At 72.1% G+C, this 3,364-nt stretch carries 4 protein-coding genes and 1 pseudogene; 1 reads left to right on the top strand and 4 read right to left on the bottom strand.

The genetic code is table 11. The annotated features are described in order from the left end of the window. Nucleotides 1-63: 63 nt before the first annotated feature. The 4 genes from G6021_RS09030 to G6021_RS09015 form a co-directional block, all read right to left on the bottom strand. A complete protein-coding gene (locus G6021_RS09030) occupies nt 64-1,014 on the bottom strand; it encodes an NADP-dependent oxidoreductase (protein ID WP_182641109.1) in 951 nt (316 codons plus the stop codon). A 44-nt stretch (nt 1,015-1,058) separates the two neighbouring features. Beyond that, nucleotides 1,059-1,562, bottom strand: a complete 504-nt coding sequence (locus G6021_RS09025; RefSeq protein ID WP_182641108.1) for a metallophosphoesterase — start codon at nt 1,560-1,562, stop codon at nt 1,059-1,061. A gap of 31 nt (nt 1,563-1,593) precedes the next feature. After that, entirely contained in the window at nt 1,594-2,439 is an 846-nt protein-coding gene (locus G6021_RS09020; protein ID WP_182641107.1) for a DUF2993 domain-containing protein, read from the bottom strand. Between the two features lie 110 nt (nt 2,440-2,549). Next, nucleotides 2,550-3,050, bottom strand: a complete 501-nt coding sequence (locus G6021_RS09015; protein WP_179523415.1) for a DUF2505 domain-containing protein — start codon at nt 3,048-3,050, stop codon at nt 2,550-2,552. An 87-nt stretch (nt 3,051-3,137) separates the two neighbouring features. Between G6021_RS09015 and murB the strand changes: the two are divergent. After that, nucleotides 3,138-3,364: pseudogene (gene murB, locus G6021_RS17295) on the top strand (UDP-N-acetylmuramate dehydrogenase); the annotation flags it as partial.

Genomic DNA, 3,364 nt, shown 5'->3' with positions numbered 1-3,364 from the left:
GCCGCGCGGTGCTCGAGGGCTTCCCGGAGGGCTGACCCCGCCGGCACCGCGCGGGGCCGGACCTCAGTCGGTGGTGAGCACCATCTTGCCGGTGGTCCGGCCGGTCTCCCCGCGCCGGTGGGCCTCCGCCGCCTGCTCGAGCGGGAAGACCTCGGCGATGCTGGCCCGCAGCTCACCCCGCTCCACCAGCTCGGTGACGGAGACCAGGTCGTGCCGGGAGGAGTCGACGAGCATGCGGATCGCCCGGACGCCGAGCTCCTCGGCCTCGCGGAAGAAGTCCTTCGACCCCACCGGCAGGATCGACACCACGATCCCGCCGGGCCGCAGGGTGCGCAGTGAACGCGTGGACGTGTCACCGCCGATGGTGTCCAGCACGGCGTCCACGTCGCTGACGGCCTCGGCGTAGTCCACCTCGCGGTAGTCGATCGCCTCGTCCACGCCCAGGTCTCGCAGGAACCCGTGCTTGCCGGCGCTGGCGGTGCCGATCACGTACGCGCCCCGGGCCTTGGCGATCTGGACCGCCACGTGCCCCACCCCGCCGGCGGCGGCGTGGATCAGCACCCGCTGACCGGGCTGGATGTCGGCGTACTCCACGAGCGCCTGCCATGCGGTCAGGGACACCAGCGGTAACGCGGCGGCCTGCACATGGCCGAGAGAGGCGGGCTTGGGGGCGAACCAGGCCGCGGGCGCGGTCACGTAGTCAGCGTGGGCGCCGTGCCCGAACGGGTAGGAGAGCATGCCGAAGACCTCGTCGCCGGGGGCGAACCGGGCCACTCCGATGCCGACCGCCTCGACGACCCCGGACAGGTCCCAGCCGAGCACGAACGGCGGCTCCCCGAGGAACCCGCCGTTCCCGCGGTGCTTCCAGTCGGTGGGGTTGACGCTGGTGGCCCTGACGCGCACCAGGATCTCGTTGGTCCGCGGCTCGGGGCGGGGCTGCTCGGAGACGACGAGGACGTCCGGATCGCCGAGGGAGTACTGGGTCACGGCACGCATGGTGGCTTCGGTGGTCATACGTCCCAGGGTGGCAGAATCCGTCGGCCGCCGCCCGGCGCCACCTACCGGGTCGGCGGAAGCCGGTGCAGCTCGACCTCGCCCACCAGGCCGCCGGCGAGGGTGGCGGTCATGTACGTGCAGTACGGCTGCCGACGGCGGTCGGTGGGGGAACCCGGGTTGAGCAACCGCAAGCCGTTCGCCGCGGTGGTGTCCCACGGGATGTGCGAGTGACCGAACACCAGGACGTCGGTGTCCGGATAGGCCTCGCTCATGCGCCTGTCCCGGCCCGCCGACGGCCCGGTCTCGTGCACCACCGCCACCCGCACCCCCTCGAGGGTCACGCGAGCCACCTCGGGCACCCGGGCGCGCAACTCGGGTCCGTCGTTGTTGCCCCAGCACGCGACCAACCGGGTGGAGCGTTCCTCCACCGCGTCGAGAAGTGCCACGTCCATCCAGTCGCCCGCGTGGACCACCACGTCCGCACCGTCGACCTCGTCCCACACCCGGGGCGGGAGATCGCGGGCGCGCGTCGGGACGTGGGTGTCGGCGATGATCAGCAGGCGCATGGGTTCAGTGTGCCGTGCGACCGGCAGTCGACTACCGGGTCGACTCCAGCACGACGTCGCGTCCGCTGAGGTCGACGACCATGCCGCCCGGGACCACGCGGACCCCGGTCAGCTGGACGCCCTCGGGGAGTTCGGCGAGAGCGGAGTCCATCATCGAGACGGTGCCGCCGAGCAGCTCGGGCGGCAGTGCGAAACCGAGGATCGACGCCTGGGACGGATCCATCTCCAGGTTTCCGCCGATCAACCGGGGGGTCACGATCGCCTCGGCCAGGCCGCTGATGGAGACACGGAGCGTGCCCGAGGCCGGGTCCGAGACGATCTCCTGCACCTGGATCAGACCGCCGAGCATGCTGTCGCCCGCGGAATCCTGCTGTGCGGCGGTGGACATGGCCTGGTCGGAGACGAAGGCGGTCCCGGTCAGCGAGTCCACGTAGGTGAGGTCGTCGGCCGAGCTGACCCCTTCGGCGGTGATGTCGATCGCGGGGGCGGGGCCGCCTCCGCCCTCCGCGGGGCTGCCGTCGGTGGTGATGCGGACGGTGCCCAGGTCACCGCCGAAGTACGACAGGATCACCGGGCGCGCGCCCAACTCCACCTGCGCCGGGCTGCCGAGGGAGGCCGTGACCTCCTCCTGGATCCGGTTCTCGACCGCGTTGCGGGTGCCGAACTCGAGCCCCACCACCCCGGCGACCAGGCCCACCACGGCGATCGCGGCGATCAGGGCGATCATCGGGCCGCGGCGCTTCCGGTCGGTGTCTCCGGTGACGCCGCGGTCAGGCCGGTCACCGGCCGCTGCAGTGGCGAACTGCTGGGTCTCGGCGTGCTGGACGCCGGGTCGGTCGTGGACGGGGAGTCGCTGGGTGTCGTGCCGCGGGTGCATTCCGCCAATTGTCGCCGATGCCGGCCCGGATCGCAGAACCCGAGGTCAGCGCGGTGTTGGACGCGAGGTCAGCGCCGTGTCAGCGTTGTCAGCGGCGTGCCGACGCGGTGTCAGCGGGCGGCGGTCCAGCGGTTGAGGTGTTGCGTCTCGGCGTCGAAGAACCGGGTCAGGTGGGACACGACCAGCTTCTCCAGCTTGCCGCCCAGCAGCGGGACGGAGACCTTGACCTGGCCCGTCGCGGACTCCACCACCACGCCGCCCTGCGAGACGGCCTCCGAGCCTCCGTCGATGACCCCCAGCCCGCCGGCGGCCTCCGCGCGGGCGGAGCTCGAGAACCGCTCGCCGTCGAAGTCGGCATACGTGGTGGTCCGCACGATGATCAACCGGCCGGGCAGGACCTTGCGGGCCACGTCCGGGATGTCCTCGTCCGGGATGTGCTGGGTCAGCGTGACCGTGGTGGAGTCCCCGGTGGTCTCGAACGCGTCGAGGGTGTCGTGGGGGCTGCCGATGGCGGCCATGCGGTCGTGCCAGAAGGCCTCGTCGCCGTACGAGGTGAACACGGTCTCGAGGTGGGCGTCGATGTGGGCCGAGTGGGAGAAGCGGGTCGCCATGGGGTCAAACCCTACAAGGGGGCGGTTACTCTCGGACGCGTGCTCCCGCCCTCCTCCGATCGCCGCACCGCTGACCACGCCGACGACGTGATCCGCGGATTATCCGACGTGGCCGGTCTCCGCGTGGTCCCCGATCCCCGCCTGGCCGATCTCACCACCCTGCGCATCGGTGGTCGCCCCCGCGCGCTGCTGGAGTGCGAGACGGCCCACGCGGTCACGGCCGCGGTCGGGGCCCTCGATGCCGCCGGCGTTCCGGTCCTCGTGCTGGGCGGCGGGTCGAACCTGGTGGTTGCCGGCGGCGACCTCGACATGGT

It is taken from the genome of Dietzia sp. CW19, from assembly GCF_014145265.1.
GTDB lineage: Bacteria > Actinomycetota > Actinomycetes > Mycobacteriales > Mycobacteriaceae > Dietzia > Dietzia natronolimnaea.
The sequence above is the reverse complement of the archived record's forward strand: the minus strand, read 5'-3'. Positions and strand labels throughout refer to the sequence as shown.

What these genes read in the sequence shown, in the direction of transcription:
- G6021_RS09030 (WP_182641109.1), bottom strand. Translation starts at nt 1,014, where the DNA reads ATGACCACCGAAGCCACCATGCGTGCCGTGACCCAGTACTCCCTCGGC.
- G6021_RS09025 (WP_182641108.1), bottom strand. Translation starts at nt 1,562, where the DNA reads ATGCGCCTGCTGATCATCGCCGACACCCACGTCCCGACGCGCGCCCGC.
- G6021_RS09020 (WP_182641107.1), bottom strand. Translation starts at nt 2,439, where the DNA reads ATGCACCCGCGGCACGACACCCAGCGACTCCCCGTCCACGACCGACCC.
- G6021_RS09015 (WP_179523415.1), bottom strand. Translation starts at nt 3,050, where the DNA reads ATGGCGACCCGCTTCTCCCACTCGGCCCACATCGACGCCCACCTCGAG.